This window comes from Streptomyces spiroverticillatus (assembly GCA_014650415.1).
In the GTDB taxonomy this organism is placed as follows: Bacteria; Actinomycetota; Actinomycetes; order Streptomycetales; family Streptomycetaceae; genus Streptomyces; species Streptomyces spiroverticillatus.
Window position 1 is genome coordinate 124309 of record BMUX01000015.1, and the last position, 22394, is coordinate 146702.

Annotated in this window: 23 protein-coding genes; 13 read left to right on the forward strand and 10 right to left on the reverse strand. The window is 70.2% G+C overall.

Translation table 11 applies throughout. The annotated features are described in order from the left end of the window. Positions 1-9: 9 nt before the first annotated feature. Together meaB and IE269_RS31875 are read left to right on the forward strand one after the other, a co-directional pair. Complete coding sequence (gene meaB / locus IE269_RS31870) at positions 10-969, forward strand: methylmalonyl Co-A mutase-associated GTPase MeaB (RefSeq protein WP_189826716.1); 960 nt, start codon at positions 10-12, stop codon at positions 967-969. 245 nt (positions 970-1214) lie between these two features. Beyond that, complete coding sequence (locus IE269_RS31875) at positions 1215-2459, forward strand: MFS transporter (RefSeq protein ID WP_189826717.1); 1245 nt, start codon at positions 1215-1217, stop codon at positions 2457-2459. On the opposite strand, the gene IE269_RS31880 is transcribed toward IE269_RS31875, so the two are convergent. After that, positions 2402-2965, reverse strand: a complete 564-nt coding sequence (locus tag IE269_RS31880; protein ID WP_189826718.1) for a PepSY domain-containing protein — start codon at positions 2963-2965, stop codon at positions 2402-2404. The two genes, IE269_RS31875 and IE269_RS31880, sit on opposite strands and share 58 nt — an antisense overlap. A gap of 125 nt (positions 2966-3090) precedes the next feature. Between IE269_RS31880 and IE269_RS31885 the strand changes: the two genes are divergently transcribed. Further along, a complete protein-coding gene (locus IE269_RS31885) occupies positions 3091-3756 on the forward strand; it encodes a response regulator transcription factor (RefSeq protein WP_189826719.1) in 666 nt (221 codons plus the stop codon). Next, positions 3756-5192 carry a sensor histidine kinase gene (locus IE269_RS31890; RefSeq protein WP_189826720.1) on the forward strand — a complete coding sequence of 479 codons (1437 nt, stop codon included), beginning with the start codon at positions 3756-3758 and terminating at the stop codon, positions 5190-5192. Before IE269_RS31885 ends, IE269_RS31890 begins: the two co-directional genes overlap by 1 nt. On the opposite strand, the gene IE269_RS31895 is transcribed toward IE269_RS31890, so the two are convergent. The 4 genes from IE269_RS31895 to IE269_RS31910 form a co-directional block, all read right to left on the reverse strand. Next, a complete protein-coding gene (locus tag IE269_RS31895) occupies positions 5193-5681 on the reverse strand; it encodes a MarR family winged helix-turn-helix transcriptional regulator (protein WP_189826721.1) in 489 nt (162 codons plus the stop codon). A gap of 124 nt (positions 5682-5805) precedes the next feature. Beyond that, entirely contained in the window at positions 5806-6600 is a 795-nt protein-coding gene (locus IE269_RS31900; RefSeq protein WP_189826794.1) for an AIM24 family protein, read from the reverse strand. Between the two features lie 8 nt (positions 6601-6608). Next, the gene (locus tag IE269_RS31905; protein ID WP_189826722.1) at positions 6609-7259 is read right to left on the reverse strand and encodes an AIM24 family protein; all 651 of its coding nucleotides are present in this window, start codon (positions 7257-7259) and stop codon (positions 6609-6611) included. Further along, the gene (locus tag IE269_RS31910) at positions 7259-7897 is read right to left on the reverse strand and encodes an AIM24 family protein (RefSeq protein ID WP_189826723.1); all 639 of its coding nucleotides are present in this window, start codon (positions 7895-7897) and stop codon (positions 7259-7261) included. Before IE269_RS31910 ends, IE269_RS31905 begins: the two co-directional genes overlap by 1 nt. 200 nt (positions 7898-8097) lie before the next feature. On the opposite strand from IE269_RS31910, the gene IE269_RS31915 reads away from it, so the two are divergent. The 3 genes from IE269_RS31915 (at position 8098) to glxA (ending at position 12436) form a co-directional block, all read left to right on the forward strand. After that, positions 8098-8436, forward strand: coding sequence for a DUF3817 domain-containing protein (locus IE269_RS31915; protein WP_189826724.1), 339 nt, complete (start codon positions 8098-8100; stop codon positions 8434-8436). Between the two features lie 180 nt (positions 8437-8616). Next, positions 8617-10419, forward strand: a complete 1803-nt coding sequence (locus tag IE269_RS31920) for a glycosyltransferase family 2 protein (RefSeq protein WP_189826725.1) — start codon at positions 8617-8619, stop codon at positions 10417-10419. 1 nt (position 10420) lies between these two features. Beyond that, complete coding sequence (glxA, locus tag IE269_RS31925) at positions 10421-12436, forward strand: radical copper oxidase GlxA (RefSeq protein ID WP_189826726.1); 2016 nt, start codon at positions 10421-10423, stop codon at positions 12434-12436. A 7-nt stretch (positions 12437-12443) separates the two neighbouring features. Here glxA and IE269_RS31930 read toward each other — a convergent pair whose 3' ends face one another. Beyond that, on the reverse strand, positions 12444-13490 hold the full coding sequence (locus IE269_RS31930; RefSeq protein ID WP_189826727.1) for a glycoside hydrolase family 6 protein: 1047 nt from the start codon (positions 13488-13490) through the stop codon (positions 12444-12446). 96 nt (positions 13491-13586) lie between these two features. Then, positions 13587-14588 (reverse strand): ArsR/SmtB family transcription factor, encoded by a 1002-nt coding sequence (locus IE269_RS31935; RefSeq protein ID WP_189826795.1) that lies wholly within the window; start codon positions 14586-14588, stop codon positions 13587-13589. A 232-nt stretch (positions 14589-14820) separates the two neighbouring features. Here IE269_RS31935 and IE269_RS31940 point away from each other — a divergent pair, with 232 nt between their 5' ends. The 5 genes from IE269_RS31940 to IE269_RS31960 all read left to right on the forward strand — a co-directional run bounded on the left by IE269_RS31940 (position 14821) and on the right by IE269_RS31960 (position 19568). Then, positions 14821-16155, forward strand: coding sequence for an MFS transporter (locus IE269_RS31940; protein ID WP_189826728.1), 1335 nt, complete (start codon positions 14821-14823; stop codon positions 16153-16155). 9 nt (positions 16156-16164) lie between these two features. Continuing rightward, positions 16165-16674: a MarR family winged helix-turn-helix transcriptional regulator gene (locus IE269_RS31945; protein WP_189826729.1), complete on the forward strand. Its 510-nt coding sequence runs from the start codon at positions 16165-16167 to the stop codon at positions 16672-16674. A 218-nt stretch (positions 16675-16892) separates the two neighbouring features. Further along, the gene (locus tag IE269_RS31950) at positions 16893-17225 is read left to right on the forward strand and encodes a DUF3817 domain-containing protein (RefSeq protein ID WP_189826730.1); all 333 of its coding nucleotides are present in this window, start codon (positions 16893-16895) and stop codon (positions 17223-17225) included. A gap of 81 nt (positions 17226-17306) precedes the next feature. Continuing rightward, positions 17307-19007: a coenzyme B12-dependent isobutyryl-CoA mutase large subunit gene (locus tag IE269_RS31955; protein ID WP_189826731.1), complete on the forward strand. Its 1701-nt coding sequence runs from the start codon at positions 17307-17309 to the stop codon at positions 19005-19007. A 63-nt stretch (positions 19008-19070) separates the two neighbouring features. Beyond that, positions 19071-19568 (forward strand): MarR family winged helix-turn-helix transcriptional regulator, encoded by a 498-nt coding sequence (locus IE269_RS31960; RefSeq protein WP_189826732.1) that lies wholly within the window; start codon positions 19071-19073, stop codon positions 19566-19568. Positions 19569-19606: 38 nt separating this feature from the next. Here the strand turns inward: IE269_RS31960 and IE269_RS31965 are convergent, their stop codons facing one another. After that, positions 19607-20884 carry an RNA-guided endonuclease InsQ/TnpB family protein gene (locus IE269_RS31965; RefSeq protein WP_229898386.1) on the reverse strand — a complete coding sequence of 426 codons (1278 nt, stop codon included), beginning with the start codon at positions 20882-20884 and terminating at the stop codon, positions 19607-19609. Between the two features lie 55 nt (positions 20885-20939). Here IE269_RS31965 and tnpA point away from each other — a divergent pair, with 55 nt between their 5' ends. After that, on the forward strand, positions 20940-21368 hold the full coding sequence (tnpA, locus tag IE269_RS31970; RefSeq protein WP_189826733.1) for an IS200/IS605 family transposase: 429 nt from the start codon (positions 20940-20942) through the stop codon (positions 21366-21368). A gap of 158 nt (positions 21369-21526) precedes the next feature. On the opposite strand, the gene IE269_RS31975 is transcribed toward tnpA, so the two are convergent. Continuing rightward, entirely contained in the window at positions 21527-21691 is a 165-nt protein-coding gene (locus IE269_RS31975) for a hypothetical protein (protein ID WP_189826734.1), read from the reverse strand. Between the two features lie 181 nt (positions 21692-21872). Then, complete coding sequence (locus IE269_RS31980; protein WP_189826735.1) at positions 21873-22094, reverse strand: hypothetical protein; 222 nt, start codon at positions 22092-22094, stop codon at positions 21873-21875. Positions 22095-22394: the final 300 nt, after the last annotated feature.

The window sequence follows — 22394 nt, forward strand, 5'->3', positions numbered from 1 at the left end:
AGCGCTGTGATGCAGGACGTCCCCACGCTGGTGGAACAGGCCCGGGAAGGGCGGCCCAGGGCCGTGGCCCGGCTGATCTCGCTGGTCGAGGGGGCGTCCCCGCAGCTCCGCGAGGTGATGGCGGCGCTGGCGCCGCTGGCGGGCAACGCGTACGTGGTCGGGCTGACCGGCTCCCCGGGCGTCGGCAAGTCGACGTCGACGTCGGCGCTGGTGGCGACGTACCGGCGGGCGGGCAAGCGGGTCGCGGTGCTGGCCGTGGACCCGTCGTCGCCCTTCTCCGGGGGAGCGCTGCTGGGCGACCGGATCCGGATGGCCGACCACGCGTCGGACCCCGGCGTCTACATCCGGTCGATGGCGACGCGGGGGCACCTGGGCGGGCTCGCATGGGCCGCCCCGCAGGCGATCCGCGTCCTGGACGCGTCCGGCTTCGACGTCGTACTGGTCGAGACGGTCGGCGTCGGCCAGTCCGAGGTGGAGATCGCCGCCCAGGCGGACACCTCGATGGTGCTGCTCGCGCCCGGGATGGGCGACGGGATCCAGGCGGCGAAGGCCGGAATCCTGGAGATCGGCGATGTGTACGTCGTCAACAAGGCGGACCGTGACGGGGCGGACGCCACGGTCCGCGAGCTGAACCACATGCTCGGGCTCGGGGAGTCCCGGGGCCCCGGCGACTGGCGGCCGCCGATCGTCAAGACGGTCGCCGCCCGCGGCGAGGGCGTCGACGAGGTGGTCGAGGCGCTGGAGAAGCACCGGGCGTGGATGGAGGAGCACGGGGTGCTGGCCGAACGTCGGTCCGCCCGCGCCGCCCACGAGGTGGAGACGATCGCGGTCACCGCGCTGCGGGAGCGGATCGGGGATCTGCGGGGGGACCGGCGGCTGGGTGCGCTGGCGGAGCGGATCGTGGCGGGGGAGCTGGATCCGTACGCGGCGGCGGACGAGTTGGTGGCGGGGGTCACGGAGGGCTCGTGAGGCTCCGCCTGGGGGTGGGGAGTTGCTGTTCCGGCCGGGGCCGGCGGTGATCCCCGCCCCTGCAACGGGAGTTGTGCCATGAACCTGCGGAAACCCCTGTTCAGCACCCCCTCCCGCTGTTAGCTTGAGCGCATGATCTTCCTTCGTGGGTAGCCGGCATCCCCTCCACGACCCCCCTCCGGCAGGAGCGCGAGCGGTCGTGGTTCGGCATGTCCACACACCTGCACACCACCTCGGGAAGACTCATGTCCGCCAAGCCTTCATACGGTGCTGTCCTGCGCACCCCCCAGGCCGCCCGCACCTTCGGCTCCGCCCTGCTCGGGCGGCTCGCCTACGGGATCCTGCCGCTGCCCCTCGTCCTCACCGTCAAGAACGCCACCGGTTCGTACGCCGCCGCCGGTGTCCTGATGTCCGTGTACGGCGCCTGCTCCGTCCTGCTCAGCCCCTACCGGGCCGGGCTCGTCGACCGGTTCGGGCCCCGGCGGGCCCTGCTGCCGCTGGCCGCCGTGTTCGCCGCGTTCCTGGTCACCCTCGCCCTCGTCTGCTGGACGCCCGGCGCTCCCGTACCGCTGATCGGTCTGCTCGTCGCCCTCGTCGGCGTGAGCTGCCCGCCGCTCGGGCCCACGATGCGGGTGCTCTGGGGGCGGCTGGTGCCCGACCGGGCGCTGCTCCAGCGGGCGTACAGCCTGGACGGGGTGGTCGAGGAGCTGCTGTTCGTGGCCGGGCCGCTGATCGTCGGCATTCCGGTCGTGTACGCCCGCCCCGCCACCGGAATCCTCGCCGCCGCCGTGCTCGTCCTGGTCGGTACGACCGCCATGGTCACCTTTCCGGTCGCCGCGCAGGCGGAGGCCAAGGGCAAGAGCCCCAAGGGGGCGAAGGGCCCCCGCGTCCCCGGACTGGCCCTGCCCGCCGCCGTGGCCGCCGCCACCGGGCTCTCCCTCGGCGGTGTCGGCCTCCTCGGCATCGCGTTCACCGAGGCCCACGGCCACCCCGAGGCCATCAGCTGGGTGGAGGCCGCCCTCGTGGCCGGCAGCGCGGTCGGCGGACTGGTGTACGGCGCGGTGAACTGGCGTTCCGGCGGCCGGTCCCGGCTGCTCACCATCGCCTGCCTGCTGGGCTGCGCCCTCGCTGCGGCCGGGCTCGCGCCCGGGGTGTTCGTCCTGGTGCCCGCCGTGATGGTGGTCGGCCTGTTCATCGCACCTGCCATCACCACCGCGTACCTCATCGCCGACGAGGCGGCCGGTCCGGACTCCCGCGCCCGGGCCGGAGCCTGGGTCAACACCGCGCTCAATGCGGGCTCCTCGGTCGGCGCCGCCGCCGTCGGGGTGCTGGTGGGACACATTCCGCTGACTCTGTCCTACCTTCTGGTCGCCCTGCCGGTGCTCGCCACGGCGGCGGTCGGGTTCGTGCTGCGCGGCAGGGGGCGGCGGGCTCAGTCGTCGTCGGAGTCCGCGCCGTCGTCCCCGCCGGTCGCCCTGTCGTCGTCCTGACCCTTCGGGACCACGACGGCCTTTCCGGTCTTCGCGTCGACGTTCACATCGGTGTGGCGGCCGTCCTTGCCGCGCACCTCGATCTCCCAGTGACCGCGTTCGAGGTCGACTTCGGTGACGTGGCCGGGCGCGGCCTTCAGGGCCGCCGCCACAGCCTTCTCGACGGTGACGTCCGCGCCCTTCGGGGCGCGGTCGTCCCGGTCGTCGTTCCCGGTGTCGACGCGGTCGCTCCGTACCTTCGCCCCCGACGGATCCAGCGTCACGTCGTGCCACTTGTGGTCCGTGCCGTACACGTCGACGTCCCACTCCCGGCCGTCGTCCTCCAGGTCCGCGCCGGTCACGGTGCCGGGCACGGCGGACGCGGCCGTGGCGACGGCGCGGTTCACATCGGCGGCGGTGCCCGCGACTGCCGGACCGCCGTCCGACGGCAGGCTCAGCGCCGTCGCCGTACCCCCTCCGACCAGTACGACGACGATGGCCGCGGCGATGACGGACTTGCGCTTCATGGGGTCCTCCCGAGTTCGTACGAACCAGATCGCTTGGTACGTCCACCAATCTGCGCCCGGCATCCTTAACCCCACCTGAATGCGCCTGAAGCCCGTTTCAGGTTGGTCCTGCGACCCTTGTCCCCATGCGCCTGTTGATCGTGGAGGACGAGAAGCGGCTCGCGGTGTCGCTCGCCAAGGGACTCACCGCCGAGGGCTTCGCCGTGGACGTCGTGCACGACGGGCTCGAAGGGCTGCACCGGGCGAGCGAGAGCCCGTACGACCTGGTGGTCCTCGACATCATGCTGCCCGGCATGAACGGCTACCGGGTCTGCGCCGCCCTGCGGGCCGCCGGCAACGACGTCCCGATCCTGATGCTCACCGCCAAGGACGGCGAGTACGACGAGGCCGAGGGTCTCGACACCGGGGCCGACGACTACCTGACCAAGCCCTTCTCGTACGTCGTGCTGGTCGCCCGGATCCGGGCCCTGCTGCGCCGCCGGGGCAGCGCGGGGACTCCCTCGCCGGTGCTGACCGTCGGCGGGCTCAGCCTCGACACCGCGAGCCGCCGCGTGCACCGGGACGGGGAGGAAGTCACCCTCACCGCGAAGGAGTTCGCCGTGCTGGAACAACTCGCGCTGCGGCCCGACGCGGTCGTCAGCAAGGCCGAGATGCTGGAGCACGTCTGGGACTTCGCGTATGACGGCGATCCGAACATCGTCGAGGTGTACATCTCGACCCTGCGCAGGAAACTGGGCGCCGAGCGCATCCAGACCGTGCGCGGCGCCGGGTACCGGCTGGTCGCACGGTGATGCGCTCGGTACGGGCCCGCGCCGCGCTCGGGGCCACCGCCGTCGTCGCCGTCGCACTGGTCGCCGCCGGGCTCGCGGTGCTGCTCGTGCTCGCCACGAAGCTGACCGACCAGACCGACCTGCGGGCCGAGGTCGCCGCGCAGGAGGTGGCCTCGCAGGTCGCGCTCGGGACCGCGTACGAGAAGCTGGAGCTGCCCGACAAGGAGGACAACCCGGTCCAAGTGGTCACCAGCGAGGGGCAGTTGGTCGCCGTGAGCAAGAAGCTGGAGGCGATCTCGGGGGCGGGGAGTCCGCGGGTGAAGCCCGTCGCGGTCGGGGCCGTGCCCGCGGAGGACGACGACGCCGACGATGCGGACGACCCGGGCCGGGGCGAGGTCTCCCGCGACGAGCCCCGGATGTCGACCGGCAGCGCCACCGTCGACGGGGACGAGGGCGAGTACCGGTTCGCCGCCGTCGAGGCGACCAGGCCGGACGGGCGGACCGTCACCGTGTACGCGGGCGCACCCCTGTCCGGCGAGCGGGAGGCCGTGGGGACCGTGCGGGACGCCATGCTCACCGGGCTGCCGGTGCTGCTCGTGGTCGTGGCCGGGGTGACCTGGCTGGTGACCCGGCGTGCGCTGCGGCCCGTGGAGGGCATCCGGCGCGAGATGGCCGCCATCACCGCCTCCGCGGATCTGTCGCGCCGGGTGCCCGCGCCCGGCACCGGCGACGAGGTGGACCGGCTCGCGGTCACCACCAACGAGACGCTCGCCGCCCTGGAGGCCTCCGTCGACCGCCAGCGCCGCTTCGTCGCCGACGCCTCGCACGAGCTGCGCAGCCCGATCGCCTCCCTGCGCACCCAGCTCGAAGTGGGCGCGGCGCACCCGGAGCTGCTGGACCTGGAGGGGGCGGTGGAGGACACCGTACGGCTCCAGGACCTGGCCGCAGATCTCTTGCTGCTGGCCCGGCTCGACGCGGGAGAGAAGCCGGGGGCGGCACGGGTGGACCTGTCCGCCCTCGTACGGAGGGAAGTCGCCCAGCGCGCCGACCGGGACCGGATTCCGGTCGCGGTGGAAGTGGCGGACGGGGTCGAAGTGGCCGGATCGCGCGGCCAGTTGGGGCGGATCCTGGGCAACCTGCTCGACAACGCGCAGCGTCACGCGGCGGGTTCGGTCACGGTGACGCTGCGCGCCGAGGCCGGTCGGGCGGTCCTGGAGGTGGCCGACGACGGGGCCGGGGTGCCGGAGGCCGAGCGGGAGCGGATCTTCGAGCGGTTCGTACGGCTCGACGACGCCCGCAGCCGGGACGAGGGCGGTGCGGGCCTCGGCCTCGCCATCGCCCGGGACGTGGCCCACCGGCACGGCGGGACGCTCACGGTGGGGCGGGCGCCGGGCGGGGGCGCGCGGTTCGCTCTCGTACTGGAGCTGCTGCGGACGGACCGGTCGGACGCGGACTGATCAGATCTTGCCGCGCTTGCCCCGGAGGTCCTCGGTCACCGGCTTCAGGATGGTGCTCATCCGGATCAGCTCCTCCGGCTTGATCAGGTCGATGAAGTGCCGGCGCACCGACGCGACGTGGTACGGGGCGACCTTGTGCATCACCGCGCCGCCCTCCTCGGTGAGGACCGCGTAGAGGCCGCGGCGGTCGGACTCGCAGTTCTCGCGGCGGACCAGGCCCGCGTTCTCCATGCGGGTGATCTGGTGGGAGAGGCGGCTCTTGGACTGGAGGGTGACCGTGGCCAGGTCGCTCATCCGCATCCGCTTCTCGGCGGACTCCGAGAGGTTGACGAGGATCTCGTAGTCGTTGTTGGTCAGGCCGAAGGGCTGGAGGTCCTTCTCCATCTGATGCGTGATGAGCTTGCTCGCGTCCAGATAGGTGCGCCAGGCGCACTGCTCGGCGTCGCTGAGCCAGGGGGTGTCAGTCGATTCGCTGTCAGTGGGGGACATGCAGGCATCATACCTAAGAAGTTGAATACTGGACGAAAATGTCGGGTCTGCGCAGTGTGACGCCCGGCACGCCCGGAACAGACGGCTCCCCTCGAACAGGCGATCACACTGCGCAGACTACCGCTCACAGTCCGAAGCGACGCTGGAGGTCCCCGAGTTGGCCGGGAAGACGCGGTGCGGCCCCCTGCTGGCCGTGCTGTCCGCCGCCCGGCACACCGGCATTCTGCCCCGCCGCACCGCCGACCGCACCCACGGCCTGGTCGGCCATCAGCAGCTCGGTCGACTGGAGCAGCACCGTGCCCGCCCCGACGAACTCGAACTGGTGCTCCTCGCCGGAGGCGCCGCCGATTCCGGTCATGGCGCGAAGTCCACCCAGTACGCCGGCCATGTAGCCGTGGTCGTAGTGGTGGCAGGGGGAGGGGCAGTCCGCCCAGCCCACCAGCGCCTGCGGGTCGACCCGGATCGGCGGCTCCATGAAGACGACGGGGCCGTTGGACGCGGCGACGAACTTCCCCGTGCCGATCAGCGTCAGGAAGCCCGGCACGATCGACTGCTTCAGCGCCAGGGTCGGCTGGTACGCGAGGAGGTTCCCGGCGCGGATCGTCAGGTTGCCCTCCTCCAGGTCGAAGGAGTTCACGTCGAAGGCGCGGTCGGCGAGCAGCATCTTGCCGCTGCCCTCGGCGACCACCCAGTCACTGGCGTGCAGGGGTGAGTGGAAGCTCGTACGCAGCAGGCGGTCGAAGCGGCCGTGCCCGATGCCGTTGAACTCGATCTGCCCGTAGTAGGCGATCATCTTGCCCTTCTGCAGGAACCACTGGCTCCCCTTGAGTTCCACGCAGAAGGTGTACGGATTGACGTTGTCGTCGCTCGGGAGGGTGTGCGGGTCGAGCACTACGGGGCCGCCCGGCGCTCCTGTCAGGGGGCTGTTCACAGCTTCTCCTCCGAGGCCTGGACGTACACCGCGCCGTTGCCCGACAGCTCCAGCTGGAACGCCTCGCCGGAGCCGCGTCCCACCATGTCGCGCCAGCCGAGCGCGGTCGACAGCTTGTTGCGTACGTCCCCGTGGTGGGCGACGTACGCCTGCGGGTCGACGTGCACCGGGCGCTGCGGGGTGATCGGCAGCTCGATCACGCCGCCGTGCGCCATGACGGCGACCGCGCCGTGGCCCTTGAGGGTCGTGGTGAACAGGCCCTGACCGGTCACCTGGCCCCGCACCATGCCCATGACGCCGCCCTGCGAGCCCATGAACATCGTGCCCTGCGTCAGCGTCCCGTCGAAGGCGAGCAGCCGGTCCGCCTCCACGTACAAGGTGTCGCCGGAGAGGTTGATCACCTGGATGTGGTGGCCGCCGTGCCCGAACACCACCGTGCCGCTGCCCTCGACGGTCATCAGGGGCGTCGCCTCGTTGGCGACCCGGCGGCCGATCATCGACATGACGCCGCCCTGGCCGCCCTGGATGTTCGGGGTGAAGGACACCTCGCCCTGGTACGCGAGCATCGCGCCGCGCTGGCTGTACATCTTCTGGCCGGGCAGCACCTGCGCCTCGACCATCCGGGAGTTGATCTCGCGGAACGGCATCAGACGTCGCCCCCGATGGTGTTGCGCTCGCTGGGCTGGACGTACACGAGGCCCTCGCCCTCGAAACGGATCTGGAACGCCTCCCCGGAGCCCTCGCCGATGAAGGTCCGGAAATTGACCCCCGACTGGAAGGACTGGCGGAGGTTCCCGGTGTGGGCGATGTACGCACCCGGGTCGACCTGGAGCGGGTACTGGGAGGACACGCGCAGGGCGACCGCCTGCCCGTCGGAGGTGATGGCCGCCTGGCCGTGCCCCTCCACGGTCGTGGTGAAGAGCCCGTTGCCGGTCGCGCCGCCGCGCAGCCCGGTGAAGGTCGTGCCCGTGCGCAGGCCCGCGTCGGTGCACAGCAGGTTGCTGGACTCGACGTAGAGCTTCTCGCCGGTGAGGTTCACCAGGTTGATCTCGGAGGCGCGGTCGGCGAAGTAGCACGTGCCGTGCCCCTTGGCCTCCATCACCGTCATCTGTTCGCCGGTGAGACGGCGGGTCACCATGCCGCGCACGCCTTCACCGCCACCGGTCATCTTCTTGAAGGTGATCTGGCCGTCGTACGCCACCATGGAGCCGTTCTTCGCCTTGACGGCGTCCCCGGTCATGTCGACGGCGAGCACCTTGCTGCCTTGCAGTCGGAACTGAGCCACGGGATCGAAGGTATCGGGCGGGTGCCGTTGCGACCAGGGTCTTCCGGGGGAGTCCGCCCCTGACCCGACCCTGAGCCAAGGCTTGGCAAAGGCGGATGCCACAATGTGGGGAGCGCTTGTGCATACGTTCACAAGATCGCTTCCTGTTCCGGCTGCTGCCCCCTGCCGCCCTGCCCCTCGACGACGAAGGTTGCCCTTCCGTGGATCTCAAGACCGCTTCCGCACTCCGCCGCCTCCGCCTGGTCTCCGCCCCCGAGGCGGTGTCCTTCCTGCTGCTGCTCGTCTGCTCGGTGCTCAAGCGCACCACGGAATTCAACGCGGTACCGGCGATGGGTGCGATCCACGGCCTGCTCTTCGTGCTGTACGTCCTCTTCTGGGCCGACGCCTGGAACCGCACCAAGTGGTCGCTGAAGACCGCCGCCTTCTACTTCGTGATGTCGGTGCTGCCCACCGGCGGCTTCTTCGCCGAGCGCAAGCTCAAGGCCGAGGCCGAGCGGGCCGTCATCGCCGCCCGCGCCCGCAAGGAGGCCGTGGCCTAGCCGCCGCGCCCCAGGCCGAGGTCTCCCCTCGCCCCGGACCCCCTGCCCCGCCCCGGGCAGGGGGTCTTTCGCATGCCCGCACGTAGCCCCTTCGGACGTCCCCGGGTCGACACGAACTCATATCTGACGTTTCGTGGCTTTCGTGAGGTATAGGCCTCACGTGACCAGCTTGGAGGCAGTGTGTTGCCGGAGGGCTACGACTACGAGAAGCACAGCCGCCTCGCGGGGCCGTTGACGGACCCGGGCAGCGGCCCCTACACGGTCCAGTACACGAGCCTGCTCTCGAAGGAGCCCCACCGAATACGAGCCGTCCTCCTCATGACGCTCGCCCCGGTGCTCTCCGCCGTGCTGCTCGCCTACCTGGTCTGGCCCTCCCACTGGACCGAGCGGGAGAACGCCGACCCCTGGCTGGTCCGGGCCGACTACACGATGCTCGGCGCCATCGCTTTCATCATGTTCTTCATGCTGGTGAACGTGGTGTCCATCGCGCACGCCACGATGGTCGCCCGGGACCCGGTGCCGGTGACGGCCGAGAAGGGGACGCGGGTCGCGTTCCTGACGACGTACGTACCCGGCAAGGAGCCCCTGTCGATGGTCCGCGCCACCCTGGAGGGCGCGGTCAAGGTCCGGCACGACGGGCCCCTCGACGTATGGCTGCTCGACGAGGGCGACGACCCCGCGGCGAAGGCACTGTGCGAGGAGCTCGGCGTCAAGCACTTCACCCGCAAGGGGATTCCGGACTGGAACCGGAAGAAGGGCGTGCACCGGGCGAAGACCAAGCACGGCAACTACAACGCGTGGCTGGCGATGCACGGAGGCGAGTACGAGTACTTCGCGTCCGTCGACACCGATCACATCCCGCTGCCCAACTACCTGGAGCGGATGCTCGGGTACTTCCGCGACCCCGACATCGCCTTCGTCGTCGGCCCGCAGGTGTACGGCAACTACCAGGCCCTCGTCACCAAGGCCGCCGAGTCGCAGCAGTACCTCTTCCACGCGCTGATCCAGCGGGCGGGCAACCGCTACCGCGCGCCCATGTTCGTCGGCACCAACAACGTCGTGCGGATCAGTGCGCTGACGCAGATCGGCGGGCTGTACGACTCCATCACCGAGGACATGGCCACCGGCTTCGAGCTGCACCGCCGCAAGAACCCGCGCACCGGGCACTTCTGGCGGTCGGTGTACACCCCGGACGTGCTTGCGGTGGGGGAGGGGCCGGCCTCCTGGACGGACTTCTTCACCCAGCAGATGCGCTGGTCGCGGGGCACGTACGAGACCGTCTTCAAGCAGTTCTGGAAGGCGCCCTTCCGGATTCCGCCGGGGCGGCTCCTCAACTACGGCCTGATGCTCGTGTACTACCCCATGACGGCCGTCAACTGGCTGCTCGGCATCCTGAGCTGCGTGCTGTTCCTGTGGTTCGGGGCCTCGGGCACGCAGGTCTCCACGTCCGTGTGGCTGATGCTGTACAGCGACGCGGTGGCGCTCCAGATCTGCCTGTACCTGTGGAACCGGCGGCACAACGTCTCCCCGCACGAGCCCGAGGGCTCGGGCGGTCTGGCCGGCATGGCGATGTCCGCGATCTGCGCGCCGATCTACCTGAAGTCGCTGGGCGCGGCACTCGTCGGGCGGCGCGGGAAGTTCGTCGTCACCCCCAAGGGCGGCGAGGCCAGCCCCGACCGGCTGCTCACCTTCCGCATCCACCTGTTCTGGGCGGCCGTGCTCGTCGCGTCGCTGTGGGCGTCCGTGCACTACGGGCACACCCACGCGGCGATGCGCACCTGGGCTGTCCTCGCCCTGATCATCTCGCTCGCCCCGGTCACCCTGTGGATCTGGAGCCGGTACACCGAGCGGGACGTGACCACCTCCAGGCCGCGCCGCGCCCACGTCGACGTCGGCCCCGAGCCCCTGCTCCCCGCAGGCGCCCCGGCCGCCGCCAACGCCACCGCCGCAGCCACCGTCAACGCCGCATCCGGAGGGAAGTGACATGGCGCCCCGACCGCCCGAGGACCGGCCCCAGGCCCCCTCGAACAAGCCCGACGCCCCGAAGAAGGCCGCCAAGCCGCACCGGAAGCTGAAGAACTCCCTGCTCGGCGGCGGCGCGATCATCCTGCTCGTCGGCCTCAACGCCCCCGCGGCGCTGGACTTCGCGCAGGAGAAGTACCACGCGTACAAGATCGCCCAGCCCGGCTACATGGCCGAGAACGGCTCCTGGGACATGCTCGACGTGCCCGTGGAGTACAAGCTCAACGCCATCCACGCCGCCCTGCTGCGCACCGGCAAGGTGCTGCTCATCGCGGGGTCGGGCAACGACCAGAAGAAGTTCGACTCCGGCACCTTCGAGACCGTGCTGTGGGACCCGAAGAAGAACACCTTCAAGAAGATCCCCACCCCCGAGGACTTCTTCTGCGCCGGGCACGCCCAGCTCCCCGACGGCCAGCTGCTGGTGGCCGGCGGTACCGCCCGCTACGAGGTCCTCGACGGCAAGGTCACCCGGGCCGGCGGCGGCATGCGGGTCAAGAACGAGTCGCCGGACAAGGAGATCACCCTCAAGAAGGGGACGCGGTTCCGGTCCCCGTCCGGGGTGGAGTACATCTCGAAGTTCGACGTGACGGTCCCCAAGGCCAAGCGGGAATTCAAGATCGGCTACTTCGCGTCCGGACAGATGAAGCCCTGGGAGACCAAGGTGACGGCCGCCGAGTCGCGCGTCTTCGTCGAGGCCGCCAAGGAGGGCGCCGCCGCGCTCACCACCCAGGCCGCCCAGTACGAGGTCGTCGGCCTGGAGGGCGAGGACGCCGACAACGTCTACGGCCTCGCGCAGAAGATCACCACCGAGAAGCAGGACTTCCAGGGGATCAAGGCGGCGTACGAGTTCGACCCGAAGGCCGAGAAGTACGTACCGGTGGCGCCGATGAAGGACGCCCGCTGGTATCCGACGCTGACGACGCTGGAGGACGGGCGGGTGCTCGCCGCCTCCGGGCTCAACGACGTCGGTGACGTGGTCCCCGGCGACAACGAGATCTACGACCCGGAGACCAAGAAGTGGGGGAAGGGCCCCTTCCGCTACTTCCCGACCTACCCCGCCCTCTTCCTCACCAAGGGCGGCAAGCTCTTCTACTCCGGCTCCAACGCCGGGTACGGCCCCGCCGAGAAGGGCCGCGTGCCGGGCCTGTGGAACGTGGACGACAACACCTTCACCAAGGTCGGCGGCATGACCGACACCGACCAGCTGGAGACCTCCGCCTCCGTGCTGCTGCCGCCCGCGCAGGACCAGAAGGTGATGGTGCTCGGCGGCGGCGGGGTCGGCGAGTCCGAGAAGGCCACGACCCGTACCGCCATCGCCGACCTGAAGGCCGACAACCCGGCCTTCAAGACGGGACCGCAGCTCGCCCAGGGGACCAGGTACCTGTCCAGCGTCCTGATGCCGGACGACACCGTCTTCACCAGCGGCGGCTCCAAGGACTACCGGGGCCGGGGCGCCAGCGACATTCTCAAGGCGCAGTTCTACGACCCCAAGGCCAACGCCTTCCGTGACGCCGCCGAGCCGACGGTGGGCCGCAACTACCACTCCGAGGCGCTGCTGCTGCCCGACGGGCGCGTCGCCACCTTCGGTTCCGACCCGCTCTACGGCGACGAGGACAACACCAAGCTCGGCACCTTCGAGCAGCGCGTGGAGATCTTCACCCCGCCGTACCTGCACCAGGACAAGCCCCGCCCGGTCCTGGACGGCGCCGTCGACGCCTTCGACGAGGACAACTCGGCGACGTACAAGAGCAAGGACGCGGACCGGATCGTGAAGGCGCGGCTGATGCGGCCGAGCGCCGTCACGCACACCACCGACGTGGAGCAGCGGTCGATCGAGCTGGGAGTGAAGAAGGACAAGGGCGAGGTGACGTTCACCGTTCCGAAGGACCCCACGCTGGTTCCCGCGGGCTGGTACATGCTCTTCGTCACCGACAAGGACGGCGTGCCGTCCGAGGCGAAGTGGATTCAGGTCAAGTGAGCCGGGATCAGGGGGACTTGCGGGCCAGGCCGAGTGCGTAGTCCGGCCACCAGGTCCCCGCTGCGGGGCCGCCCCGGCACTCGCCGTCCGAGTCGCCGGGGCGCTTGACCCAGAGGTACGCGTCGAGCAGCGGGTCGCCGGTCTGGTCGGTCGGCGGTTTGCCGAGCGCTCGGCCGGACGGGTTGCACCAGGCGTCGGCGCGGGCCCCCGGGAGGGGGCCTTCGCCGTTGCGGCTGGAGTCGACCACGAAGTGCGCGCCGCCGAGCAGGGCGGAGAGCTGCTTGCCGTACGCCCTGACGTCGGCGTCGCGCTGGAAGTTCGAGACGTTGAGGGAGAAACCGTCGGCCCTCGCGATCCCGGCGCGCTTCAACGGGTCGACCAGCTTGCCCGGGTCGGTGATCCACGCCGGGTTCCCCGCGTCGACGTACACCTTGGTCTTCGGCTGCCTCTTCAGCCGGTCGACGGCCTGGGTGAGGAGGGCGCTGCGTTCGCCGTGGTGCACGCCGGGGGTGCAGCCGTCGACGATGTGCGGGACGGCGTCGGGCTCCAGGATCACGGTGGCGGGCGCGTTCCCGATGGCGGTGGCGAAGGCGTCGAGCCAGCCCCGGTAGGCGTTGGAGTCGGCGGCGCCGCCCGCGCTGTGCTGGCCGCAGTCGCGGTGCGGGATGTTGTACGCGACGAGGACGACCGTGCGGCCCTCCTTGGCCGCGCCCGCGGTGACCCGCTGGACGTCCGGGACCGGGTTGTCGCCCGCCGGCCAGTTCGCGACCGGCCGTTCGGAGATCTTCTTGAGCTGGTTCGCGTCGTCGGTACGTCCCTGCGCCGACCACTCCTTGACCTGCCGGGCGGCGCTGGAGTCGGGGTCGACCCAGAAGGGGGAGGTGTTGGCGGCGGGGCCCGTGGAGCGGTCCGGGGCGGCGGTTTCCGTGTCGGGGGAGGAGCAGGCGGCCGCCGTGCAGATCAGGGCGGCGGCGAGTGCGATCGACGCGGGGGTGCGGATCGACGCGGGGGTACGGATCGACGTGTGGGTACGGAAGGACCTGCGGCCGGACATCCAGCCCCCTCGGGACGACTGCGGGCGGGTGGAACGGGACGCCCAATCGTGACATAACGCCTGGTTTGTGAGGGGTTGCGACCCGGTGCGGAGGGGCTATGAACCGGTGCCCGAGGCGAGTGCGATGCCCAGGGGGGTGCGTTCGTACAGCACCTGGTGGCCGTAGCGGCGCGACACCAGCAGGCCCGCGTCGCGCAGTGCGGACAGGTGGTCCGAAACCGACGACGGCGCGAGGCCCAGGCGCAGGGCCAGCGCGGAGGTGGAGGCGGGCTCGGTCAGGGTGTGCAGGACGGTGGCGCGGTTGCGGCCGAGGAGGCGGGCGAGGGGGGTGGGGGCGACGTGGTCCGCGGTCGTCTCCGGGGTCCACAGGCTGCCGATGCCCCGGGCCGGGTACACGAGGGCGGGCTGCCAGGGGGCCTCCATCCCCGACACCAGGTCCGGCCAGCAGAACAGGCTCGGGACCAGCACCAGCCCCTGCCCGTCCAGCGGCCTGCGCTCCTCCCAGCCCGCCCGGGTGGTGAGGGTGAGGGTGGGCGGGGCCCAGGTCAGGCGCGGGTGCAGCTCGCTGAAGAGGGCCTCCAGGCCGCCCTGGGCGAGACGGCGGGTGTGGAAGAGGATGTCGGCTTCCAGGAGCGTGCGCAGCCGGGGCCAGTACGGCTCGATGAGGAGGTGCCAGACGGCTTCGAGGAGGTCGGCCAAGTCCCGTACGGCTTGGGCGGGTTGGGTCAGGAGGGCGCGGCCCGTGGGGGAGTCCGCCGCGCCCGGGGTGCAGGCGAGGGCCTGGGCCAGCTCGACGCGGGCGGAGCGCGGGTCGGTGGCCCGCAGGGCGGCGATCTCCTCGGAGAAGGGGACGTCGGGGCCCAGCGGTGGGGGGCCGAGGAAGGTGGGGGTGTAGCCGCGTTCCGGCATCAGGAGCCAGAGGGGGCGCAGGTCGAGCTGCTCGACGTCGGCGCGGATGCGGCGGAGCCAGGGGAGGTGGCGGCCGTGGCGGGCGGGGCGGTGGAGGGTGCGGACGGCTTCCTGGGTTTCCCAGAGGGGGGAGAGGGCGAAGCGGCAGCGGGTGAGGTCGGTGTGGGCGAAGTCGAAGTGGTAGGCGATTTTGGGGCTCCTGGGGGTTTTCTGCGGGTGGGTGGGGGTTGGTGTTCGTGCCGGGGGCGCTGCCCCCGGACCCCCGGTTTGTGCCCCTGTCCCGCCCCTTTCCCTAAAGCGCTTGCCGCGCGGCTTTGTGGGTGGCTGGTCGCGCAGTACCCCGCGCCCCTGTGGGGCGCGGGAAGATTCGGGTGGGGGCGAAAGAGTACCCGGGAGGGGGAGGGGGTGGCACGCTCCCCGCATGTCAGACGTTCCGGTAGCAAGTTCCGGTGCCGGCAGGCGACTTGGGTATCTGGATCTCTTCCGGGTGCGTGAGTTCCGGCCCGTGTTCCTCGCCCATCTGCTCTCGCTGCTGGGTGTCGTCGTCAGCGAGATTTCGCTCACCGTGCTCGTCTACGAGCTGACGTCGTCGCCCTTCCTCTCCGCCCTCACCTTCGGGCTGGGACTCCTGCCGTATCTCATCGGCGGGACCTTGCTGTCCGGGATCGCCGACCGGTATCCGGCCCGGCGCGTGCTGGTCGTCTGCGATCTGATCTGTGCGGCGTGCGTCGCGGTGATGGTGCTGCCGAGCACGCCCGTCGCAGCGCTGCTCGTGCTGCGGTGTCTCGTCGCCGCCGTCGCGCCCGTGTTCGCGGGGACGCGGATGGCCACCCTCGCCGACATCCTCGGCGACGGTGATCTGTACGTCCTCGGGCGGTCCCTCCTGCGGATCGTCTCGCAGAGCTCGATCCTCGCCGGGTTCGGCGTGGGCGGCGTACTTCTGGTCGTCCTCTCCCCGCGCCAGGCGATCACGATCACTGTCGGGACGTTCCTGTGCTCGGCGCTGCTCCTGCGTTTCGGTACGAAGCGCAGGCCCGCCCGCATCGACACCAAGGAGGGCGGCTCCTCGCTGCTGCGGGACTCCCTCGACGGGGCCCGGCTCGTCTTCCGCAACCGGCTCCTGCGGGCCCAGATCCTGCTGTTCTGGATGCCCGCCTTCTTCGTCGTGACCCCGGAGGCGCTGTCCACCGCGTACGCGGACCAGATCGGCGCGGGGCCCGCCGCGCTCGGACTGATCATGTGCGGGATGCCGATCGGGCACATCGCCGCCGAGCTGTACGTCGGGTCCGCGCTGTCGCCCGGGGCGCGCGCCCGGCTGGTGTTCCCGGCCGTGTCGCTCGGGCTCGTGCCCCTCGTCGCGTACCTCACCGTGCCCGGGCTGGTCTGGACGGTCGTCCTCCAGATCCTGGTCGGCATGAGCGGGGCGTACATCCTCGGCCTCGACCAGTGGTTCGTCGACGCCCTGCCCGAGGAACTGCGCGGCCGGGCCATGACCCTCCAGAGCGCCGGGCTGATGACCATCCAGGGATTGGGGATGACGCTGGCCGGGCTGGCGGCGGAGTTCGCTCCGGTGCACAGGGTCGTGGCGGGTGCCGGAGTGGTGGGCACACTGTGCACGCTGCTGCTCGTCGCGGAGCTGCGGAGGGCCCGGCGGGAGCAGGGCGCGGGTCCCGTACGACCCCGGAAAGCCGCACCCGTACGAATTCGGAAGACCGAACCGCGAGACAAAGCTGACCAGCATATGACTGACCGGTAGGGTCGGGCTGTGCCCAAGCCGCTCAGCCTCCCCTTCGATCCCATCTCCCGCGCCGACGAACTCTGGCAGCAGCGCTGGGGTCCCGTGCCCTCGATGGCCGCGATCACCTCGATCATGCGGGCCCAGCAGATCCTCCTCGCGGAGGTCGACGCGGTCGTCAAGCCGTACGGACTGACCTTCGCGCGGTACGAGGCGCTGGTGCTGCTCACCTTCTCCAAGGCCGGTGAGCTGCCCATGTCGAAGATCGGCGAGCGGCTCATGGTCCACCCGACCTCGGTGACCAACACCGTGGACCGGCTGGTGAAGTCCGGCCTCGTCGACAAGCGGCCCAACCCGAACGACGGGCGCGGCACGCTGGCCTCCATCACCGAGAAGGGGCGCGAGGTGGTCGAGGCCGCGACGCGGGACCTGGTGGCGATGGAGTTCGGGCTCGGGGTGTACGACGCGGAGGAGTGCGGGGAGATCTTCGCCATGCTGAGGCCCTTGCGGGTGGCGGCCAAGGACTTCGACGAGGGCTGAGCTTTCGGGGCGGGTCTTCTGTGCGGGTGGTGTGGTGGTTGCTGTTCGTGCCGGGGGCGCTGCCCCCGGACCCCCGGGTTTCGCCCCGGTCCCGCCCCTTCACCTGAAGCGCTCGGCCGCGCGGCTTGTTGTTGGGTTGCTCGCGCAGTTCCCCGCGCCCCTTTCAGGGGCCCGGACCCGGTCCAAGATCCCCCCGCTCGTCCCGTTACGCTCGATGCATGAAACAGAGCGTGCTGACCCGCTACCGGGTAATGGCCTACGTCACCGCCGTATGGCTCCTCGTCTTCACCGGGGCCATCGTCCTGAAGTACGCCTTCCAGATCGGCGACACCATGCTGATCTCGCAGATCCACGGCGTGCTCTTCATCATCTACGTGATCTTCGCCTTCGACCTCGGCTCCAAGGCGAAGTGGCCCTTCGGCAAGCTCCTGTGGGTGCTGGCCGCCGGCTGCATCCCCGTGGCCTCCTTCTTCGTCGAGCCGAAGATCACCCGCGAGGCCAAGCCCCTCGTCAAGGACCAGGGCCCGGTCACCAGCACCAGCAAGGCGTAACCCCACCGCCGTACGGATGCGCGAATCCGTACGGCGGTTGTCCATCGACATTTACTAGGACGTCCTAGTAAATTGAAGGGTATGGACGCCGAAGCGATCGAAGAGGGCCGCCAGCGCTGGCAGGCCCGGTACGACAAGGCCCGCAAGCGCGACGCCGACTTCACCACGCTCTCCGGGGACGAGGTCGCGCCCGTCTACGGCCCGCGCCCGGGAGACACGTACGAGGGCTTCGAGCGCATCGGCTGGCCGGGCGAGTACCCCTACACCCGTGGCCTGCACGCCACCGGATACCGGGGCCGGACCTGGACCATCCGCCAGTTCGCGGGCTTCGGCAACGCCGAGCAGACCAACGAGCGCTACAAGATGATCCTCGCGGCCGGCGGCGGAGGGCTGAGTGTCGCCTTCGACATGCCCACCCTCATGGGCCGCGACTCCGACGACCCCCGCTCCCTCGGCGAGGTCGGTCACTGCGGTGTGGCCATCGACTCGGCCGCCGACATGGAGATCCTCTTCAAGGACATCCCGCTCGGCGACGTCACGACGTCGATGACGATCAGCGGCCCGGCCGTCCCCGCCTTCTGCATGTACCTGGTCGCCGCCGAGCGGCAGGGCGTCGACCCGGCCGTCCTCAACGGCACGCTCCAGACCGACATCTTCAAGGAGTACATCGCGCAGAAGGAGTGGCTCTTCCAGCCGGAGCCGCACCTGCGCCTCATCGGTGACCTGATGGAGCACTGCGCGACCGGCATCCCCGCCTACAAGCCGCTCTCCGTCTCCGGCTACCACATCCGCGAGGCGGGCGCGACGGCCGCGCAGGAGCTGGCGTACACGCTCGCCGACGGCTTCGGATACGTGGAGCTGGGCCTGAGCCGAGGCCTGGACGTCGACGTCTTCGCCCCCGGCCTCTCCTTCTTCTTCGACGCGCACCTCGACTTCTTCGAGGAGATCGCCAAGTTCCGTGCGGCGCGCCGGATCTGGGCCCGCTGGATGAAGGAGGTGTACGGGGCGAAGACCGACAAGGCGCAGTGGCTCCGCTTCCACACCCAGACGGCAGGTGTCTCCCTGACCGCCCAGCAGCCGTACAACAACGTCGTGCGGACGGCGGTCGAGGCCCTGTCCGCCGTCCTCGGCGGCACCAACTCCCTCCACACCAACGCCCTCGACGAGACCCTGGCCCTCCCCAGCGAGCAGGCGGCGGAGATCGCTCTGCGCACCCAGCAGGTGCTGATGGAGGAGACCGGCGTCGCCAACGTGGCCGACCCGCTGGGCGGTTCCTGGTACGTCGAACAGCTCACGGACCGCATCGAGGCCGACGCCGAGAAGATCTTCGAGCAGATCAAGGAGCGCGGGCTCCGCGCCCACCCCGACAACCGGCACCCCATCGGCCCGATCACCTCGGGCATCCTGCGCGGGATCGAGGACGGCTGGTTCACCGGCGAGATCGCCGAGTCCGCCTTCCAGTACCAGCGCTCGCTGGAGAAGGGCGACAAGAAGGTCGTCGGCGTGAACACCGCGCACGGCTCGGTCACCGGCGACCTGGAGATCCTGCGGGTCAGCCACGAGGTGGAGACCGAGCAGGTGCGGGTCCTGGCCGACCGCAAGGCGCACCGCGACGACGCGTTGGTCCGCTCCTCGCTGGACGCGATGCTGGCCGCCGCCCGCGACGGCTCCAACATGATCGAGCCGATGCTGGCCGCCGTACGGGCGGAGGCGACGCTCGGCGAGATCTGCGGGGTGCTGCGGGACGAGTGGGGTGTGTACGTCGAACCCCCGGGGTTCTAGGGCCACTTGGTGGTGCGGATCACGCTTGACCTCAACTGCCCTTGAGGTCCTAGCGTGATCCGTATGACGACAACGACGAGCACCGCCACCGCCACCCCGCAGCACTCCGCCGACCCCCGGGCCGCCGACGCCGACCTCGCCTCGCAGCCCGTCGCCTACTGGACGGGGGTCGCGAGCAACGCGGTCAAGAATCTGCTGCGGGATTCGATGGCTCGGTACGACGTGACACAGCCGCAGTGGTGGGTCCTGAACCGGGTCGCCGGGGCCCCGGCGACCCGCGACGAGGTGGTCGCGGGGCTCGCGGAGGTGGCGGACAACCCGTACGACATCTCCCGCGTTGTCGACCAACTCCTCCACCGGGGCTGGCTCGTGGCCTCCGACGCGGGCCATCTCTCCCTCACGGAGGCGGGGCACGCGGGGCGCGCGGAGATCAAGACCCTGGTGACGTCACTGCGGGCGCAGGTGCACGAGGGGGTCACGGACGAGGAGTACGTGGCGGCGCTCAAGGTGCTGCGGCGGATGACGGCCAACGCGAGGCAGACCTCGCAGCCTTGGCATTGACATCCTCTGCCCCCTGAGGGGGCAGATTCCCCTCCGTGTCAGAGTGTGACGGGAGGGGTGGTTGACGCTTCTGGGCCTGCCCACTGGCTAAGGCTCCACGTCCTGACACCCGCAATGTCCTGGGGCGTTTGTTTCCTGGTGGCTGTCTCGATGTTGTATGAGCCGTTGGTATCGGCGTTGCCGGACCACCCGCAGGCTTCGTTCTTGCACACGAACACGGCCTGGGAGGCGCGGTTGCCTTCGATGAGGGACCCGCAGGCGTGACACCGTTTCGAGGTGTTCGGGGCGGGGACCTTGATCAGGTGTCCGCCCCGGTCGGGCAGCTTGTATGCGAGTAGGTTGACCGTGCGGCCCCATGCCTCGCCGCTGATCGCCCGGTTCAGCCCGGCCTTCTGCCGGACGTTGGTCCCCGGTTCCTCGGTGGTTCCCCTGGCCGACTTGATCATGTTCGGGATGTTGAGCTGTTCCACCCCGACGATGCCGAAGGTCTCGGCGATGTCGGTGGTGGTCTTGTGCTGCCAGTCGAGGGTGCGGCGCTTGGCTCTTGCCCGGTACCCGGCGATCAGCTGGTTGGTGCGGTGCAGCCGGTTCGATGTCTTCTCGCCGGGCCTGCGGTGGGACTTCTGGCGTTCGCGGGTGCGTTCCAGGCGGCGCAGCCGCTCCTGTTCCTTGAGGGTCAGCCACGGGGTGTGGTCGCGGAAGGAGCCGTCGGACAGGGCCAGGGGGCGGGTGACACCGACGTCGATACCGACACCGGGGCCCGGGTGCGGCTTGGGATCCTCCACCTCGCGCTGGAGGCGGAAGACGATGTGCCAGCCGTTCGCCTCCTTGATCAGACGGGCCCCGGTGACCCGGTTGTTCTTGTCCGCCCGTTTGCCTACGGGGAGGTCCTTGGTCCAGCGGAAACGGACCCACCCCACCATCGGCACCCAGCACTGGCCCCACCGGCGGGTCAGGCGGGTGATGCGCAGGTCGCGGCCCTGCGGGATGTCGATGGCGGCACGGGTGCGGGAGCGGATCTTGAAGGTGGGGGCCTGGGCCCGGCCTTCCCAGCAGTTCACCCATGCCCGCATGTACGTCTTGAGGACCTGCTGGGCGGCCTGTGCCGGAAGGGCGGCGAGCCAGTCGATGTCCTTGCGGGCGCGTCTGATCTCCGCATCCATCCGGGACAGGGACCGCTGACACTTCGGTGTCATGGTCCACAGATCGTGGAGCAGGTTCCACATCGCCCGGGCGGCATGGCCCTGATCCTCGATCTTCCACAGCTGGGCGGGGGTGAGGTCGAGCAACGCCTTGTGCCCACGCTGCCGTTTCAAGTCCCCACCCCCGTCCGCTTGTTGGCTGATCACTCGACTCTACTACGGTTGGTGCATGTCACCACGGTGGGAAGCAGAGCCCGATATCAGGCGCGGGGCGCATGTCGTATACAACCTGCACGTGCACTTGGTGTTTGTGACCAAGTACCGGCGTGGAGTGTTCACATCCGCGATGCTGGCGCGCTGTGAAGAGATCATGCGGGACGTCTGTGCGGATTTCGACGCGGAACTGAAGGAGTTCAACGGCGAGGACGACTATGTGCACCTCCTGGTGCACTACCCCCCGAAAGTCGCCCTCTCCAAGCTGGTCAACAGTCTCAAGGGGGTGTCTTCGCGGCGGCTGCGCATCGAATACGCGGGCGAGGTGAACCGGGTCATCATGCATGGCCGGTTCTGGTCCCGCTCCTACTTCGCCGGGTCCTGCGCAGGTGCGCCGATCACGGTGGTCCGTCAGTACATCGAGCAGCAGAAACGCCCGTACTGATCTGCGGGTCAGAGCAATCCTGAGATGGCCTACACCTCCCCGCCTCAAGCCGGGGGCACTGGCCAAGATCCGGTCGTATTTCCATGGGTGGTGTACGAGGCCCGCGCCGGCCGTCGACCTGTCCATGGGGGCGGCGACCGGAGCGAGTGAATGCGGGGCTACTTCGTGAACTTGTCCGGGGCAGCCTCGGGGGCGAGGTCGTCGGCGGTGATCGGGGCGCCGTAGCACAGGAGCGTCACCTCGTGCTCGGGGCAGTACGCGCCGGACTCGTCCTCGACGGGGAAGGCGTGCCCTCTCCCGTCGTGGCTCAGGCACCGGGTCATGACGGCTGCTTCCGCCAGCACAACTTGGCGTCATGCACCGCCATCAGCCGTTCGCCATCCGGGCACAGGGCACCGGCCATGCACGCGGCACACCGGGTGCCGTGCGTCATGAGTGCGACGAACTCGGGAAAGCTGGGGGCTCGGTCTATCCGTACGGATGACAACGGCTGGTCCATTGCCCTCACTGCTTCTCGGACAGGCGGGCGGCTCCGACGGCCACCATCTGGGCCACGGCCACCAAGTCGCAGAGACGCCCGGGGGTGTTCGGGGCCACCGCCCAGTGCAGTCCGGGCGGGCTGAGAAGGTCGACGTGGGGGACGGCGAGCCAGCCCGTGCCAGGTGCGTACCGGCATGAGTGGGCCAGGAGGCGGTGCCGCCCACGCGCGTCAGGGGGTATGTCCACTTCGCGCCGTCCTGGATCACCGGCCCGCCGAGCAGGACGGCCAGGGTGCTGCGGACGGTGTCCGGGGCGGTGGTGCCGAGGGCCGCGTGCACGACCGCGACCCGGATGCGGACGGCGTCGAACCGGTGGCCGAGGGGCAGCAGCGCCAACCCCTGCTCTGCCCACTCCCGGTGAGCGGTCGCCGGATCGGTGTGCGCGTGGGCCAGCCAGTCGGCGACGGATGTAGTGGCAGTTCTGCCGGTCACGGGAGCCCCCGGTCTGGTCGGATTCGTGTTTCTGTCGACCGTAGGACCGGGGGTT

Coding starts and splice junctions, on each gene's coding strand:
- IE269_RS31885 (WP_189826719.1), top strand. CDS start 3,091: ATGCGCCTGTTGATCGTGGAGGACGAGAAGCGGCTCGCGGTGTCGCTC.
- meaB (WP_189826716.1), top strand. CDS start 10: ATGCAGGACGTCCCCACGCTGGTGGAACAGGCCCGGGAAGGGCGGCCC.
- IE269_RS31955 (WP_189826731.1), top strand. CDS start 17,307: ATGGACGCCGAAGCGATCGAAGAGGGCCGCCAGCGCTGGCAGGCCCGG.
- IE269_RS31940 (WP_189826728.1), top strand. CDS start 14,821: ATGTCAGACGTTCCGGTAGCAAGTTCCGGTGCCGGCAGGCGACTTGGG.
- tnpA (WP_189826733.1), top strand. CDS start 20,940: ATGTCACCACGGTGGGAAGCAGAGCCCGATATCAGGCGCGGGGCGCAT.
- IE269_RS31975 (WP_189826734.1), bottom strand. CDS start 21,691: ATGACCCGGTGCCTGAGCCACGACGGGAGAGGGCACGCCTTCCCCGTC.
- IE269_RS31890 (WP_189826720.1), top strand. CDS start 3,756: ATGCGCTCGGTACGGGCCCGCGCCGCGCTCGGGGCCACCGCCGTCGTC.
- glxA (WP_189826726.1), top strand. CDS start 10,421: ATGGCGCCCCGACCGCCCGAGGACCGGCCCCAGGCCCCCTCGAACAAG.
- IE269_RS31880 (WP_189826718.1), bottom strand. CDS start 2,965: ATGAAGCGCAAGTCCGTCATCGCCGCGGCCATCGTCGTCGTACTGGTC.
- IE269_RS31895 (WP_189826721.1), bottom strand. CDS start 5,681: ATGTCCCCCACTGACAGCGAATCGACTGACACCCCCTGGCTCAGCGAC.
- IE269_RS31905 (WP_189826722.1), bottom strand. CDS start 7,259: ATGCCGTTCCGCGAGATCAACTCCCGGATGGTCGAGGCGCAGGTGCTG.
- IE269_RS31960 (WP_189826732.1), top strand. CDS start 19,071: ATGACGACAACGACGAGCACCGCCACCGCCACCCCGCAGCACTCCGCC.
- IE269_RS31875 (WP_189826717.1), top strand. CDS start 1,215: ATGTCCGCCAAGCCTTCATACGGTGCTGTCCTGCGCACCCCCCAGGCC.
- IE269_RS31950 (WP_189826730.1), top strand. CDS start 16,893: ATGAAACAGAGCGTGCTGACCCGCTACCGGGTAATGGCCTACGTCACC.
- IE269_RS31930 (WP_189826727.1), bottom strand. CDS start 13,490: ATGTCCGGCCGCAGGTCCTTCCGTACCCACACGTCGATCCGTACCCCC.